The organism is Marinobacterium marisflavi, from assembly GCF_982447095.1.
Genome location: NZ_OZ457898.1, coordinates 2,176,769 through 2,193,172, shown reverse-complemented (window position 1 = coordinate 2,193,172; position 16,404 = coordinate 2,176,769). Strand labels below are relative to the sequence as shown.

Below are 16,404 nucleotides of genomic sequence, written 5' to 3'. Positions count from 1 at the left end.
ATAGGATTTAACCGATGAATAAGCGAGCTGTAGTATTGCTCTCTGGCGGATTGGACTCCGCGACGGTGCTGGCGATAGCTGCAAGCCAGGGTTACGAATGCTATGCGTTGAGTTTCGATTATGGTCAACGTGCGCAGACGGAACTCAATGCCGCACGTGCTCTAGTGAAATCATTGGGTGCAAAGGAGCACCGGGTGTTCAATCTTGATCTAGCACAGTTTGGTGGTTCGGCACTGACAGATAGCAGCATTGATGTACCCTCGGATGCCGAGGAGGGAATTCCTGTTACCTATGTTCCCGCCCGCAATACAATCTTTCTCTCGCTCGCTTTAGCCTGGGCCGAAGTGCTGCACGCAGATGCGATCTTTATCGGCGTTAACGCCGTAGACTACTCGGGTTACCCAGACTGTCGTCCCGAATTTATTGCTGCCTACGAGCAGATGGCTAATCTGGCAACGCGTAATGGCGTGACTGGTGAGCCGTTCAAAATAGAGACGCCGCTGATCGACCTGACAAAAGCAGAGATAATCCAGCAGGGCACAGCGCTAGGTCTGGATTATGCGCTTACCGTTTCTTGCTATCAGTCCGACGACGATGGGCGGGCATGCGGCAACTGCGATAGTTGTCATCTGAGAGCGAAAGGCTTTGCCGATGCAGGCCTTGCCGATCCAACTCGCTATCAGAGCTAGATCCAAGCCAGTCTGGGCGACTCTAGTTTGACTTGCTCAGCTCTAGTACACTAGCGCCGCTTTTAAATATCTCAGGATTTGACCATGCTCAGTAAGGAACAACTCGATAAGCGTATTCTTGTGCAGGAACACTTTGCCAAAGAGCACCTGCCGCATGAGCTGACCGAGGCGCAAATAGAGCAGCTGAACGACGAGATTATCGCTGAGCTCAAAGCGCGGGATGCCTGCTTAGTTGCACACTACTACTGCGATCCTTTGGTGCAGGCTATCGCTGAGAAGAGCGGCGGTTGTGTAGCTGACTCGCTCGAGATGGCCCGCTTTGGAGCCAAACACTCCGCCTCTACTCTGGTCGTTGCCGGGGTTCGCTTTATGGGCGAAACGGCAAAGATCCTTAGTCCGGAAAAGCGTATTCTGATGCCAACCCTCGAGGCGACTTGCTCGCTGGATCTGGGTTGTCCCGTAGACGATTTCAGTGCGTTCTGCGATCAGCACCCCGATCGTGAAGTCGTGGTATACGCCAATACTTCAGCAGCGGTAAAAGCGCGTGCTGACTGGGTGGTTACATCGAGTATTGCGGTACAGGTTATCGAGCACTTAGCTGAGCAGGACAAGAAGATTATCTGGGCTCCAGATAAGCATTTAGGCACTTATGTTCAAAAAGAGACTGGTGCAGATATGCTCCTCTGGGATGGGGCCTGCATCGTTCACGAGGAGTTCAAAGCCAAAGGTTTGCTGGATCTTAAACAGGTCTACCCAGACGCGGCAATTCTGGTCCATCCCGAGTCGCCCGATGCGGTAGTGCAATTGGCCGATGCTGTCGGTTCTACCAGCCAGCTCATCAAAGCAGCGCAAGAGCTTCCCAATGAGACCCTGATCGTTGCGACTGATCGTGGCATCTTCTACAAGATGCAGCAAGCGGCGCCCGGTAAGACCTTTATTGAGGCACCAACCGGAGGCTCAGGTGCTACCTGTCGCTCTTGTGCGCACTGTCCTTGGATGGCTATGAACGGTCTGCAAAACATCCTCGATGGTCTGCGTCAGGGTAAAGAAGAGGTGTTCGTTGATGCTGACCTGCGCCAGAATGCGTTGCGCCCACTTGAGCGTATGCTCAGCTTTCAGGCGCAGTAGGCTCAAGCGTTCAGTAAATCGGCTGATAACGTCTAGTTGAAAAGCCTGTCGACCTCATCACGTTGCGCGAGCACCTCTAGCTCGCGTTGACTGACCCACTCTAGCTGATCCGGTTGGCGTCGCGCGTCACGGCGGGCAAAGTCGAGTTGGCGCAGCGCCAAATCGTAGTCTCCACGCACCAGAAAGTACTCCACTCGCGCGCGGTGTACGCCTACGCGGTCCGCCTCCAACCCCGAGGCTTCGGCAAGTTGGTACCAGAGTTCGGGGTTGTCTGGATGCTCGCGTGTCAGATCCCTTAAAACCCAAACAGCGTCCGCGACTCGCCCCTCCTGTAGTGCCCAATCTACTTGAGCCCGCTGCACAGCATAGTCATCGGGGTAGAGGTCTAGCAACTCCGCTTTGAGGCTTTGGGCCCCCTCGCTCTGCTTGGCTTCAAGCTGCTCGATACGCGTCAATTGCAACCAGGGGCTCTGGCGCAGCGCTGGGTTGAGCTGTTGCCAGAGTGACTCAGCCCGTTCTGCTTGTTCAGCTTTGACAGCCAGTATGTAAGCGTTCAGGGGTTGGTTAGAGCCCTCCAGCGTACGACCTTTATCGGCTAGGTGGGCCATTACTCGTGCCCGGGCAATCAGAAATTCGGTGCTATCACTGTAGACGCTCGGTTGCGGCATACTCAGTGCACGATTACTGGTGTCAGCGATTCGGTTTTGTGTGACCGGGTGAGTACGCAGAAATTCGGGCACGGCGTTACCAGAGAACCGGTGCACCTCTTGAAGGCGGGTGAACATCCGGGGCATCGCCGTAGCGCTAAATCCGGCGTTCACTAGTGTGCGCATGCCCGCTTGGTCGGCGTCTGTTTCGTTGGCGCGACTGAAGGCGAGCTGAGTGCTGGCGGTCGCACCAACGGTACCCTGCATAACAGCGATGCCAGCGTCAGTGCTGATTGAAGAGAGTAGGATGCCACCCAAAATGCCCGCTAATACTAGCGGTTTACTGCGCTCTGACGCAGCCTGCTGTTGAGCGTAGTGACGCTGGCTCAGGTGGGCGAGTTCGTGTGCGATCACCGATGCGAGTTCATCCTCTCGTTGAGCAGCCAGCATGAGCCCCGCATTAATGCCGATAATACCGCCAGGTGCGGCGAAGGCGTTAACCTCTGCACTATCGATAAGCACCAGCGTTAAGCGTTGATCCTCTAGCTCCGACACGGGTGCTAGGCGACTCAACAGTCCCTGCAGGTAGGACTCCACGACAGGATCGTCGTAAAGATTGGCTCGTCCCCGAACCATACGCACCCAAGCTTGTCCAAGTCGATACTCCTGATCCATCTGCAGTGCCGAGCTATTAGCCGAGCTAATACTTGGCAACTCTGCGCGAGCCCCGAGAGTGATTAACAAAAGTGTCAGGAAAATCAGGTATCTGTACATTTTGTCCCTGTGCCTATACGCGGCGTATCGTGGTCTTTAGAACCAAACTAGGTTACATTGCGCTGATATTACATAAGGCGCCTTAATAGAGTATGACAGAGATTCAAATTGACGAGAGATTGGATGCCTGTGGTTTGGCGTGCCCACTCCCTTTGTTAAAAGCTAAGCAAGCTCTCAATGCCATGAGCGCGGGCCAAGTACTCGAGGTGCGGGCTACTGATGCAGGCTCCGTCCGTGATTTTAAAGCTTATGCTGATCTGTCAGCGCACGAGCTGATCTCGACCGAAGAGGTTGATCAGGTCTACATTCATATTCTTCGCAGAGGCTAAGCAAAGATGCAGAAAATATTGGGCAAGTGGGTCCAGCGTTACTTCTCTGATGAGGGGGCTCTGCTGCTCTTCGCATTGCTGATCGCTGCTGGGTTGGTGATATTCTACCTCGGCGGTGCTCTGATCCCTGTATTCGCCAGTCTGATCCTCGCCTTTATGATGCAGGGGGCTGTTAATCGTCTTACTCGCCTAGGGGTCGGGCGGATGCTGGCCGTTATCCTGGTGTTTGTTGGATTTGTTGGTTTTCTGGCAGCATTTTTGTTGTTTGTTATGCCGATCGCTTGGCGTCAGTCTGTGACTCTATTTAACGAGCTGCCGCGGATGGTGATTGAGGTTCAGAATCTGTTGCTTCTGCTGCCGCAGAAATACCCCGACATGATCTCTGAGACACAGATCCGACAACTCTTTGGTCTGGCTGCAGCCGAGGTGAGTCAATTGGGGCAGCTCATTCTGAGCTTCTCCCTGAGTTCGGTAACCGGTGTGATGGCGCTGCTCATCTACCTAGTACTCGTACCTATCCTTGTCTTCTTCTTCCTTAAAGACAGCGACTCTCTAGTTAGTGGCTGGACCGCTGCGCTGCCCGAAAAGCGCGATGTGCTGAATCAGGTCTGGCATGAGATGGATGATCAGATCGCCAACTACATTCGCGGTAAGGCGATTGAGATACTGATTGTCGGCGTCGCCTCCTACATCGCCTTCGCGATCTTAGGGATCAACTATGCAGCTCTGCTGGCGCTGCTGGTGGGGCTCTCTGTACTTATTCCATACATTGGTGCGGCGCTGGTGACTGTACCGGTAGCGCTGATCGCTTTCTTCCAGTGGGGAATCTCTTCAGACTTCATGTATCTGATGATCGCCTACGGCGTGATTCAAGCGCTGGACGGCAACGTCTTGGTACCGCTGCTGTTCTCGGAGGCGGTGAACCTGCATCCAGTCTCCATTATTGTGGCGGTTCTGGTTTTCGGGAGCCTCTGGGGATTCTGGGGCGTATTCTTCGCTATCCCGCTAGCAACCTTAGTTAAGGCAGTGGTAACCGCTTGGCCGCAGAACCATGCGGCAGAGGAGGCCGCTACTGAGTAGTAGCGGCACCTGCTAGCTTAAGCTGGCAGGATCTGATTCGCGTGCTCTTTGGTTTTCACCTTAGAGATCACCTCTTCAAGCTTACCCTCTTCATCAATAATGAAAGTGGTTCGCACCGTACCCATGTACTCCTTGCCATAGAGTTTCTTCAGCTGCCAAGTGCCAAAGATCTCGTGTACTTCATGCTCGGTATCAGCAATGAGTGGAAATGGCAGATCGTACTTCGCGATGAACTTCTGGTGCGACGCCTCTTTGTCCTGACTAACACCGATGATCTGGTAGCCTGCGGCGGTCAGTCGATCGATGTTATCTCTCAGGTCGCATGCCTGCGCAGTACAGCCCGGAGTATTGTCTTTGGGGTAGAAGTAGATCACCACTTTTTTGCCTTTAAACTGGCTGAGGGTGATGGGGTCGCCGTTCTGGTCACGGGCGGTAAAATCGGGTACCTGCTGGCCAACTTCTAACATCTATCTCTCCTTAACGGCTGTGTAGTGCGATTGTTTCACTTTTATCGGCGCTTTGACCGAAAAAGTGTGTGTTGAGACTACGAATGTTAGCGCTATTTCGTTTAAAATGTCGCATTGGTTTATTTTTGCCAGAGAGCTGAATTCGTCGGTTCTCGAGCGTAAGACAACAAAAGGTGAAACAGCATGATTCGCGGCAGTATGGTAGCACTCGCCACCCCAATGCATCCCAATGGTGATCTCGATTGGGAAGCGCTCGACCGCGTTGTCGATATTCATTTGGAGAATGGCACTGACTCAATTGTAGCAGTGGGTACTTCGGGTGAATCGGCAACTCTGGACTACGACGAGCACTTGGAGGTTGTTAAACGTGTTGTTAAACGTGTTGCCGGCCGCATCCCTGTAATTGCCGGTACAGGTGCCAACTCTACGCGTGAAGCGATTGAGATGACGCGTGGTGCCAAAGAGGCGGGTGCTGACGCCTGCTTGTTGGTGACTCCGTACTACAACAAGCCAACCCAAGAGGGTTTGGTGCTGCACTACACCGCTGTTGCTGAAGCGGTAGATATTCCGCAGATCCTCTACAACGTTCCAGGTCGTACTGCCTGTGATATGCAACCTGAGACGGTGGTGCGTCTGTCCGCTGTAAAGAACATTGTTGGTATCAAAGAGGCGACTGGTGATATTGACCGTGCTCGTTTCCTAGTTGAGAACACGCCAGATGATTTCGCTATCTACTCAGGCGATGACGGTACTGCGATTGAGCTAATTCTCGCAGGCGGCCAGGGCAACATCTCGGTGACGGCGAATATTGCGCCCGCGCAGATGTCCGAACTCTGCCGTCTTGGCCTAGAGGGCAAAGCCAACGAGGCGCGTGCTTTGCAGGCTAAATTGATGCCTTTACACAGTGCCATGTTTACCGAGTCCAACCCTATCCCAGTGAAGTGGGCTATGCATGAGTTGGGCTGGTGTGACACCGGTATTCGTCTACCGCTGACGCCGCTATCGGCCAACCTGCGTGCTTCGCTGGTCGATGTATTGAAACAGTCCGAACTGCTCTAAGAGAGGGTTTAGCTATGGCAAAACGCCTCGTTCTGTTGACTGCAGCTACGCTGATCGCCGGTTGTGAGTCACTGCCGGATAACCCGATTTACGGCGAATCGGGGATTATTAAAGATCGCAAGACTGAGTACGCACAGGCACAAGCTGGTAAGCGTTTGCAGATCCCTGAAGGTATGGATGCGAAGCAGACCCGCGACGGTTTGCGGGTACCGCAGCTGAATACAGCCAGTATGGCGCAAGCCGAAATTATTGCGGACGTGCCGCGCCCCGAGTTCTTCTTCGCCACTGAGGGTGGTGAGCGTGCATCGATTCGTCCTCTCGAGGGCGAGCGCGTGATCCTAGTCGATGAGTCGATCGATCGTGTTTGGACCGAGGTGCTGGGTTACTGGAGTGACGCTGGAGTGCAACTGGTCACTCAGGATGCCCGCACTGGCGTGATGGAGACCGAGTGGATACGTGTTGAGGGTGAAGATCTTTCGCCTTTCGAGAAGGTTTTGAATACGCTCAAATTTAACTCCGAAGCCAACGAGCCTTCACTGAATAAATTGCGCCTTCAGGTTCGTCCGGATCCTGAAGTTGAGGGCCGTACAGCAATTAGCATGAAGCAGGTACAGATACCGCTGAGTGCTCAGGGGCGTGAGGTCGACTGGTTGTTGGATGCCGAGGAGCTTCCGTACACCAACGAAATTATGTTCACTATGCTTGATTTTCTGAGTCGTAGCAGTGAAACGGCACCGACTCTGTCAGACTTTCAGCAGGGAGATCGCCTCGAGAGCGAGGTGGGTCGGGATTCTCGTAATCGTCCATTGTTGAGCGTTAAGGCTCCAGCAGAGCAAGCATGGGAATTAGTGAATGCGGCGCTTGATCGAGCCGGCGTGGACGTTGGTACCCGCCAAGAGGAGAGCGGCAGAATCTACCTAACGTACGTGGGTAAGACGCCGGAAGAGAAACCTCAAGGGCTGTTTGACTGGTTGAGAAATCGTGAGTCGGGTCCGATCAGTTTGGATTGGAACCCAGCCGCGGCGCCAGAGCCTGTGGACGAGAACATTAACTACACGAGCGATCCTGATGCTCCGGTTGTGGGCTCTGTGCCGACTCAGGAAGAGCTGTTGGCGATGGATGGGTTTAAGATCTTCGTGGGTAAACGAGTAGTCAAAGTTTTTGGGCAGGATAACCAAAAGCGTACAGACGAAGACGGTGATCTCATCGTCGTGAAGCGTTATCAACTGGTCTTCAATCGTGCACGCTCGGGTGTACTAATTTCTGTGCATGATCGCAAAGGCAACCTAGTGTCAGAGAGCACCGCCGCTGAGTTGCTCTGGACCATCAAAGACAATATCGGAATTTAAGACGCTGGGTAGTTGGGTACCGGGCGTTACTGGAGATTTAAATGGAAAAACGTGAAGAGCTATACGCGGGCAAAGCGAAGTCAGTATTTAAGACTGATGACCCCGACTACATGGTGCTTGAGTTCCGCAATGACACCTCAGCTTTTGATGGCAAAATCATCGAGCAGCTAGACCGCAAAGGTATGGTGAATAACAAGTTTAACGCGTTCATTATGCAGAAACTCGCTGATGCCGGGATTCCAACGCACTTTGAAAAGCTACTTTCAGATAACGAGTGTCTGGTTAAACGCCTGGATATGATGCCTGTTGAGTGTGTCATCCGAAATATCTCTGCGGGCTCACTCTGCCGCCGTCTGGGAGTTGAGGAGGGGCAGCAGCTGAACCCACCTACTTTCGAACTCTTTCTGAAGAACGACTCGTTGGGCGACCCGATGGTAAACGAGTCTCTGGTTGAAACTTTCGGTTGGGCAAAGCCGGAAGACCTGCAACGCTCTAAAGAGCTGACATACAAAGCGAACGAAGTTCTCAGCAAACTGTTTGATGACGCCGGAATGTTGTTGGTGGACTACAAGCTTGAGTTCGGTATGTTCAAAGGCGAGGTTGTATTGGGTGATGAGTTCTCGCCCGATGGTTGTCGTATTTGGGATAAAGAGACTCGCAAAAAGTTGGATAAAGACCGCTTCAGACAGGGTCTTGGCGGTGTCATCGAAGCTTACGAAGAGGTGGGTGCCAGACTGGGCATCGATTTTGACGCTTAAAGGTAATCTTTCAATAAAACGGCGCCCTCGGGCGCCGTTTCTGTTTCCGGCTCAACATTTAAGCCGCATGAGATTGAGGAATACCTGAGGAGAAATAATCGTTTGTAGATTGAGGGTGAAGACCCTCTAATCCGCTTCCAAACCGGCAGAACCAGCGGCACCTGCTATTCTTCTGATAGATAGCCGGACTGAAAGTTTGGAGCGCACAATGCCACAGCAACGCCTAGAGCAAAAAACTAAACTGCTCAAATCACTCTGTTCAACGATAAGAGAGCGTCTCGATGCGAGCGACGTTGAACCCATCATCAAGTTCGTCGAAAGCTACTATGGCGTGTCACCAATCGAGGAGCTGAAAGAGCGATCACCGGAGAATCTCTACGGTGCCTCTCTGAGTTGCTACGCCTATCTGCAAGAGTGGAAGTGCGAGCAGCGCAAACTGAGAGTATTCAACCCCAGCATTGAAGCTCATGGCTGGCACTGCTCACATACGGTAATTCAACTGCTGCATCAGAATATGCCGTTTATCGTTGACTCGGTGCGCATGGAGCTAAATCGCCGGGGTGTCGGTATCCATGTGGTTCACTCCGGTGTGCTGCAGGTCGATTCAGATAGCTGTCAGGTGACTGATCCGGGTAGTAATACTGGTGTAGAAATCAGTCTGCTCTATATCGAGATTGATCGCACAACTGACCCTCAGGTACTCAAACAGCTACAAGAGGGGCTGTTTGAGGTGCTAGATGATCTCTGTGCCGCCGTCGATGATTACGAGCAGATGCTTGCGCAGGCGCAGAACTTGGCCGCAGAGTTAGAGACTCAATCCGGTGAGGAGAGCGCTGAAGCGGCGCTGCTGCTGCGTTGGATGTGTGATAACCACTTCACCTTTTTGGGATTTGATAAGGTCGACTACAAACGCTCCAAGAGCGAGATTCATGTAGAACGTGATCCCGGCACGGAGCTTGGCATTATGCGAATCTATGCGCCTAAAGGGCCTAAGCGGCTGCGCACTCTCTCGCAAGTGGAGGCGCAGTTTCGGACGTCTGAATCGCCTATCTTCTTTGCCAAGGATTACCACCGCTCACGTATTCACCGACCTGCCTATCAGGATATGGTGATCGTCAAAGCGCGCGACAAGAAAGGGCAGGTAAGCGGCGAGTATCGCTTTATTGGTCTCTACACCTCACCAGTGTATGTGAAAGCGCCCTGGGAGATACCGGTAGTGCGCAAGCGGATCGAAAAGATTGTTGCGCAGAGTGGCTTCCCACATGGCGGTCACGCCTATAAAACGCTGCAGCAGACCTTTATCGAGATGCCGCGCGATGAGCTGATGCTCTCTACTCAAGATGAGTTGGCGCTAAATGTTATGGGGATCTTCAATCTGCAAGAGCGTCGCAAAGTTCGTCTTCTGCATCGTCGCGATATAAGCGGCAACTTTATAGCATTCCTCTACTATGTACCGCGCGATATCTTTAATACTCAGTTGCGCAGCCAAGTACAGCAACTGCTTTGTGAGCGTTTGGGCGTTGAGGATTCAGAGTTCACGAGCTATTACAGCGAATCCGTGCTCACCCGTGTCTATTTCGTACTGCCAAGTCGTGACGGGCAGTTCAACGATTTTGATCCACAAGCGCTAGAGGAGGAGGTGGCTGCGCTAAGTCGCTCCTGGGACGATGAGCTGACTGGGGCCTTGTTAGATTTTTATGGTGAGGAGCGAGGCAGCCGACTCGCCAGTCAATACAGAATGGCATTCCCTGCAGCCTACCGTGAACATTTCAATTCAGGTTCAGCTGCGGCAGATATCGAGCATCTGGAACAACTGCGCACCGGGCGAGATATCGCTCTGAGTTTCTATCGTCAAATTGAACAGTCCAACGACCTATTACGCTTCAAGCTGTTCGCACCCGATTCAGCTCTGGTGCTCTCTGATGTAATCCCAATTCTCGAGAATCTCGGTCTGCGGGTACTTGGCGAGCACCCCTACAAGGTGCGAATGCAAGCAGGTAACACCTACTGGATTCACGACTTCTCTCTTGAGTATCAAGGGGCTGAACAGGTCGATATGGATGTGGTTAAAAACCTCTTTCAGGACGCCTTCGAGAATATCTGGCACGGACAGGCTGAGAGTGACGCGTTTAACCGCTTGGTGATTGGCGCCCATCTGAGCTGGCGTGAAGTGGCGATGTTGCGGGCCTACGCGCGTTACAATCAGCAGATTCGTTTCGGTTTTAGTCAGCAGTACATCGCAGCAACGCTGGCGCGCCACCTACAGATCGCGCGTCTATTGGTTGCACTCTTTAGAGCTCAGTTTGAGCCTCAACGTCAGGCTTCCGATAAGGTTAAAGCACTGGGTGTCCGACTAATTAGCAGCATTGAGGAGGCCTTAGAGAAGGTTGAAAACCTCAACGATGATAAAATCTTACGTCGCTACCTCGAGCTAATTCGTGCAACTTTGCGAACAAACTTTTTCCGCACCGATGAGCAGGGCGAATTACGCGATTACTTCTCATTTAAAATCCGTCCCAGCGGTATCGAGCAGATGCCGCTGCCCCGGCCAGAATTTGAGGTGTTCGTTTACTCACCTCAGGTAGAGGGCGTACACCTGCGCGGTGGCAAGGTTGCGCGTGGTGGTTTGCGCTGGTCCGATCGTCTGGAGGACTATCGCACCGAAGTGCTGGGGCTGGTTAAGGCGCAGCAAGTGAAGAATGCGGTGATTGTGCCGGTCGGAGCCAAAGGCGGCTTTGTGGCTAAGACTATTCCTGAGGAGGCTGACCGGGATGAGATGCAGCGCTTGGGTGTGGCCGCTTATCAGACCTTTATTCGCGGCCTACTAGATCTGAGCGACAATCTGCAGAACGGCGCCGTGATCGCACCTGATTCGGTGGTGCGACTGGATGAGGATGACCCTTATTTGGTGGTTGCCGCTGATAAAGGCACAGCCACCTTCTCCGATATCGCCAACCAAATTGCACAGGATTATGGTTTTTGGCTCGATGACGCATTCGCGTCAGGTGGCTCGCAGGGGTACGACCATAAAAAAATGGGTATCACTGCGCGCGGTGCCTGGGAATCCGTTAAGCTGCATTTCCGCGAAAAGGGAGTCGACATACAGTCTGAACCCTTCACCGTTGTTGGTATCGGAGATATGTCCGGCGATGTTTTTGGCAACGGTATGTTGCTGTCAGAAAACATTCGCCTGCAAGCCGGCTTCAACCACCTGCACATTTTTGTCGATCCGGACCCGGATCCAGCCACGAGCTTTGTTGAGCGCAAGCGTCTATTTGAATTGCCACGCTCTAGCTGGAGTGACTACAACACCAAACTGATCTCCAAGGGTGGCGGCATCTTCTCGCGCGCAGCCAAGTCGATTGATATCACTCCAGAGATGAAGGTAGCCTTCGATATTAAAGCGGATAAGCTGTCGCCAACCGAGTTGATCTCTGCACTGCTCTGCGCACCAGTAGACCTCTTGTGGAATGGCGGTATCGGCACCTATATCAAAGCGACCGATGAGACCCATGCCGAGGTGGGAGACAAAGCGAATGACGCGCTGCGGGTTGATGCGTGTCAACTGCGCGCGAAGGTCGTCGGTGAGGGTGGTAACCTCGGCCTGACTCAACGCGGCCGTATCGAATTCGCGCTCAATGGCGGCGCCTGTAATACCGACTTTATCGACAATGCCGGTGGCGTCGACTGCTCGGACCATGAGGTCAATATCAAGATTGCGCTGCAAGCGGTACTGCAAGAGGGTGATCTGACGGAGAAACAGCGTAATCAACTGCTGGCCAAGATGACCGATGATGTCGCCGAGTTGGTGCTGACCAATAACTATCGTCAAGCACTCGCTTTAGCGCTATCTGAAGGACAGCTACCACGTCAAAACGACGACTACCCCGCGCTGATTCGTCAGTTGGAGCAGAGTGCGCGGCTGAATCGAACGTTGGAGTATATTCCATCGGATGAAGAGCTGGAGGAGCGGGTTAAGCAGGGCAGAGTGTTGACGCGCCCCGAGCTATCGGTGCTGATCTCGTACGTCAAAGGGGAGCTAAAACAGAGCCTCAATGACGAGCTAATTGCCGGCGATGAGTACGTCGCCAAGGTGTTGTTTGAGGGTTTTCCCGGTGCGCTAGTCGAGCGCTTCCCTACGGCTATCAGTGAGCATCGACTGCGCTCTGAAATCATCGCCACACATCTAGGCAACGCCTTGGTCAATCAGATGGGTATCGCCTTTGTCATGCGCGTAGCGCAGGCGACGGGACGCTCCAGCGTAGATATTGCCCGAGCTTGGGTTGCGGCCAGGGATATCTTCGGGATCAATGCGTTGTGGGAGGCTCTGGAGCAGCAAGATAACTTTGTCTCAGCTGCAGTACTGCATCAGGTCATGGGTGATATCCAACGGTTGATGCGCCGGGTCTGTGTCTGGATTCTGCGCCAGTACCCGCAACTGCCGAGTCCGGCTGAGCTGGTTGAGCGCTTTGCCGCTCCAGTAGCGGCTCTACGTGGCGAACTTGAGAACCATCTGGCTGGTGCGCCACTCCAAGCCTGGAGAGATCTAAATAAACAGTTGATTGATGCAGGTCTGCCAGAGTCCTTAGCGCACGAGGCGGCCTCGCTAGAGGCCTCGTTCTCACTGTTAGATATCAGTTTAATCGCTGAGCGAGATGAGCACAGCCTAGCAACGGTGTGCGAAACCTATTTTGCGGTCAGCGACCTGCTGGCACTGGATTGGCTAGAAGAGCAGATAAAAGAGCTCAATGCGACCACGCGTTGGCAAGTGCAGGCGCGCGAGGTATTCCGTGAGGATCTCAACCGGCAGCAGCATCTGTTGGCGCTCAGTGCATTGGATACCCACCTGGCCAACGCTGATGAGGACCTTGCACCGGTGAGTAGTTGGGAGCATAGCAATGAGCTGCTGCTGCAGCGTTGGCAGAAGCTCACATCAGAGCTTCAGACCAACGCCGTTGACTCTGCGATACTGACGGTGGCGATGCGTGAACTGCAGGCGTTCAGTCAATCGTCGAATTGAAAGTCAATCGCAACCTCAGAATGGAGCGGGTGAGCTGAAACTCATTCGCTCCTGAGTTACCGGATGAAACACTTCAAGCAGATCCGCATGCAGCATCAGTCTGTCAACGCTGCTGAGTGCAGCTCCCGCAGCGTAGAGGTTGTCCCCAAGAATGGGATGTCCAAGAACCTGCATATGCAACCGTAGTTGGTGTGAACGACCCGTAATTGGATAGAGCGCGACGCGGGTGTAATCGAGCTCGCCAATCTGACCCTGATCCAGAGTGCGCCAGAAAGTGGTTGCCGCTTTGCCCTGCTCAAAATCGATCATCTGCAGCGGGCGACGTTCCCAGTCGCAACGCATCGGTTCGCGTCTGACGCCCTCATTTTGATCGGGCTGTCCGGCAATGAGTGCTTGATAGCGTTTGAAGTTCTGGCGTTGCTGAAACTGGCGGCTCAACTCGCGGTGAGACTCTTTGTTGCGCGCGAGCACCATCAGACCTGAAGTGGCGCAATCGAGACGATGAACGATCAAGGCATCATCCCAGATCTCCTGTGCGCGCCTCCAGAGGCAGTCTTGTTTCTCTTCACCTCGGCCAGGAACGGAGAGCAGATCTTGGGGTTTCTCCAGTATCAGCATCTCGGTGTCTTCATAGTGGCACTGCATCCTAGGCTTCAATCTTCAGCCTCGCTCAAACAGGGCCAAGGACTCAATATGGTGAGTCTGCGGAAACATATCCGCGATACAGAGTTTGCTCATGCGGTAACCCTGTGCAGTGAGTGTTTCGGCGTCGCGTACGAGGGATGACGGATCACAGGCGATGTAGACGAGTGCCCGGGGGCGCAGATGCTCAATCTGAGCGATGATATCTGCCGCACCCTGGCGTGGGGGGTCGAGCAGAATCAGATCGTAGTTCTGTGCCAACCACGGGGCGGCTGGATTAGGCTGAGATAGGTCGGCACTGTAGGCGTCAATATTATTGATGCCGTTCGTGGCGGCGTTAGCCAGGCAGCGCTCAACCATTGCACTACTGCCCTCGACAGCAGTGACCTGTTTGAGCTTCTGCGCCAGCGGCAGTGAGAAGTTACCCAGTCCAGAAAATAGATCGAGCGCGCTTTCATCGGCTTGAGGGTTTAACCAGTCGATTACGCGACTAACCATCTGCTCGTTAACCTCGCTATTCACCTGCACAAAGTCGCGCGCGCTGAACTCTAGGTTGAGCGATTTCGCAAGTTCAAGTTCTGTCGCCGCGGGATTCGCGTTTAGCTTGGTTTTTGCGCCCTCTTTAACGCTCAATACAAAGTCTGCTCGGTGCTGTTGGGCAAGGTCAGTGAGTGCAGCCCGTAGCTCGTCGCTGAGATTTTTAGTCGCTCGCAGCTCTACGACTACTCCAGACTTGCCTTCGACCAACTCGATCTGGGTCAGGTGTTTGATGCGATCAAACTGCTCGAGCGTGCTGCGCAGATCTGCCAGCAGGTTGTTAATGCCGGGAGTTAACACCGGGCACCGCTCTATATCGACCAGTTTTGAACTATTGCGGCGGCGAAAACCGATTAGCAGTTCACCGGTTTCGCGCTGGTTGATACCGATACGGGCAGCACGCCGGTACCCGAGACTGTTTTTTCCCTGCAGCGGACTATCTATGGCTTTCGGTTCGACCTTGGCGCGCTTCGCTAGTTGAGTCAAAAGCTCCTGTTGCTTCATCTCTACAGCGGCCTGTGAATCAAGATGCTGAAGATCACAGCCGCCACACCGCCCATAATATTGACAGGCGGGTTCCACACGCTGTTCGGAGGCTGTGATGAGCTGAGCTAAGCTGCCCTCGTCAAAGCGCTTACCACTCTTCTCGATGGTCACTTCTACCTGTTCGCCCGGCAGCGCATCGCGCACGAAGAGGGTCTTGCCGTTAGGCCGAGCAACACCGCGCCCATCAAGTGACAAAGACAGTATCTCTACCGGGGTATCGAGGTGGGTTGGCTTTTTCGCAGCCTGGCGAGGGCCACCATAACGAATGCGGCGATGCTTCATAAAAGACCTGAGAGCTGAATGAGTATTGAGGCTAGCATTGGGTATAATCTGATTTTACCGAATTTTAGCCGTTAACGGGATAGCCTTAATGCCAGAGAGTCCAGTAGAACACCCATTTGCACAGTTTGTCCGCATACTGGGTAAGGGCAAGAAGGGGAGCCGCTCCCTGACCCGAGAAGAAGCGCGTGTAGCAATGGGTATGATCTTGGATGCAGAGGTTGAACCCGAACAGCTCGGCGCTTTTCTGATGCTTCTGCGTATCAAGGAGGAGGCGCCTGAAGAGCTCGCCGGCTTCATTGACGCTGTGCGTATTCGCTTTCCAATACCTGAGCAACTTAAAGTCGATTTGGATTGGTCGAGTTATGCCGGCAAAAAGCGTCACCAGCCATGGTTTTTATTAACTGCTCTATTGTTGGCAGAGCAGGGCATCAGAGTCTTTATGCATGGAGCGCGAGGCCATACGTTGGGCCGTATCTACTCTGAGGATGCACTGGCTCAGTTGGGAATTCGCGCTGCGTCAAGTTGGCAGGAGGTTGAGCAACAACTCGATCAAACCGGCTTTAGCTTCATGGGAATAGATCAGCTCTGCCCGCCGCTGGGTGAGATCATTCAGCTGCGGCATATTCTCGGATTGCGCTCGCCAGTACATACGCTCTGTCGTCTGCTAAACCCTTTAAGTGCTCGCGCCTGTGTTGATGGTGTTTTTCACCCACCTTATGCCCCAATGCATCAGCATACTGCGCTGCTACTGGGTACCCAGAACTCGGTAACAGTGCGCGGTGATGGTGGTGAGGCAGAGACTAAGCCGGATAGCGAAACAGAGCTGCACTGGATCATAGAGGGCGAACTGAGCCTCTCTGATTGGCCCAGACTCTATCCCCAGCGCTTGGTAAAAAGCGAAGATCTGAGTATTGATCAGATGAAAGCCCTTTGGCGCGGCGAGTTAGACCACCCCTACGGTGAGGGGGCGGTTATTACAACCTTAGCGACGGTACTCCGGCTGCTGCCCGGTAATGCCCAGCTAACCCCTTCAGAGTTGATTTTGCAGGCGCGTGAGCGCTGGGATCAGCGCGATAGGGCGCGGTTCAATTAGGCGG

13 protein-coding genes are annotated in these 16,404 nt (G+C 53.5%); 9 read left to right on the top strand and 4 right to left on the bottom strand.

The genetic code is table 11. The features are described 5' to 3' along the window. Positions 1–14 precede the first annotated feature (14 nt). Together queC and nadA are read left to right on the top strand one after the other, a co-directional pair. On the top strand, positions 15–689 hold the full coding sequence (gene queC, locus AC1WNR_RS10790; RefSeq protein ID WP_481644498.1) for a 7-cyano-7-deazaguanine synthase QueC: 675 nt from the start codon (positions 15–17) through the stop codon (positions 687–689). Positions 690–773: 84 nt separating this feature from the next. After that, on the top strand, positions 774–1,817 hold the full coding sequence (nadA, locus tag AC1WNR_RS10785; RefSeq protein ID WP_481644497.1) for a quinolinate synthase NadA: 1,044 nt from the start codon (positions 774–776) through the stop codon (positions 1,815–1,817). A gap of 32 nt (positions 1,818–1,849) precedes the next feature. Here nadA and AC1WNR_RS10780 read toward each other — a convergent pair whose 3' ends face one another. Continuing rightward, entirely contained in the window at positions 1,850–3,238 is a 1,389-nt protein-coding gene (locus tag AC1WNR_RS10780) for a M48 family metalloprotease (RefSeq protein ID WP_481644496.1), read from the bottom strand. Between the two features lie 92 nt (positions 3,239–3,330). On the opposite strand from AC1WNR_RS10780, the gene AC1WNR_RS10775 reads away from it, so the two are divergent. Then, positions 3,331–3,567, top strand: coding sequence for a sulfurtransferase TusA family protein (locus tag AC1WNR_RS10775; protein WP_481644495.1), 237 nt, complete (start codon positions 3,331–3,333; stop codon positions 3,565–3,567). Between the two features lie 6 nt (positions 3,568–3,573). Next, the gene (locus tag AC1WNR_RS10770) at positions 3,574–4,647 is read left to right on the top strand and encodes an AI-2E family transporter (RefSeq protein WP_481644494.1); all 1,074 of its coding nucleotides are present in this window, start codon (positions 3,574–3,576) and stop codon (positions 4,645–4,647) included. A gap of 17 nt (positions 4,648–4,664) precedes the next feature. On the opposite strand, the gene bcp is transcribed toward AC1WNR_RS10770, so the two are convergent. Further along, positions 4,665–5,114 (bottom strand): thioredoxin-dependent thiol peroxidase, encoded by a 450-nt coding sequence (gene bcp, locus AC1WNR_RS10765; protein WP_481644493.1) that lies wholly within the window; start codon positions 5,112–5,114, stop codon positions 4,665–4,667. 183 nt (positions 5,115–5,297) lie between these two features. Here bcp and dapA point away from each other — a divergent pair, with 183 nt between their 5' ends. The 4 genes from dapA (at position 5,298) to AC1WNR_RS10745 (ending at position 13,300) form a co-directional block, all read left to right on the top strand. Next, positions 5,298–6,173, top strand: coding sequence for a 4-hydroxy-tetrahydrodipicolinate synthase (gene dapA, locus AC1WNR_RS10760; RefSeq protein WP_481644492.1), 876 nt, complete (start codon positions 5,298–5,300; stop codon positions 6,171–6,173). 14 nt (positions 6,174–6,187) lie between these two features. Beyond that, positions 6,188–7,522, top strand: a complete 1,335-nt coding sequence (bamC, locus tag AC1WNR_RS10755; RefSeq protein WP_481644491.1) for an outer membrane protein assembly factor BamC — start codon at positions 6,188–6,190, stop codon at positions 7,520–7,522. Between the two features lie 41 nt (positions 7,523–7,563). After that, complete coding sequence (gene purC / locus AC1WNR_RS10750) at positions 7,564–8,280, top strand: phosphoribosylaminoimidazolesuccinocarboxamide synthase (RefSeq protein ID WP_481644490.1); 717 nt, start codon at positions 7,564–7,566, stop codon at positions 8,278–8,280. 208 nt (positions 8,281–8,488) lie between these two features. Next, positions 8,489–13,300, top strand: a complete 4,812-nt coding sequence (locus AC1WNR_RS10745; RefSeq protein WP_481644489.1) for an NAD-glutamate dehydrogenase — start codon at positions 8,489–8,491, stop codon at positions 13,298–13,300. Positions 13,301–13,315: 15 nt separating this feature from the next. On the opposite strand, the gene AC1WNR_RS10740 is transcribed toward AC1WNR_RS10745, so the two are convergent. Continuing rightward, positions 13,316–13,945, bottom strand: coding sequence for a pseudouridine synthase (locus AC1WNR_RS10740; RefSeq protein ID WP_481644488.1), 630 nt, complete (start codon positions 13,943–13,945; stop codon positions 13,316–13,318). Between the two features lie 15 nt (positions 13,946–13,960). Further along, positions 13,961–15,307 (bottom strand): 23S rRNA (uracil(1939)-C(5))-methyltransferase RlmD, encoded by a 1,347-nt coding sequence (rlmD, locus tag AC1WNR_RS10735; RefSeq protein WP_481644487.1) that lies wholly within the window; start codon positions 15,305–15,307, stop codon positions 13,961–13,963. A gap of 88 nt (positions 15,308–15,395) precedes the next feature. Between rlmD and AC1WNR_RS10730 the strand changes: the two genes are divergently transcribed. After that, positions 15,396–16,400: a glycosyl transferase family protein gene (locus AC1WNR_RS10730; protein WP_481644486.1), complete on the top strand. Its 1,005-nt coding sequence runs from the start codon at positions 15,396–15,398 to the stop codon at positions 16,398–16,400. Positions 16,401–16,404: the final 4 nt, after the last annotated feature.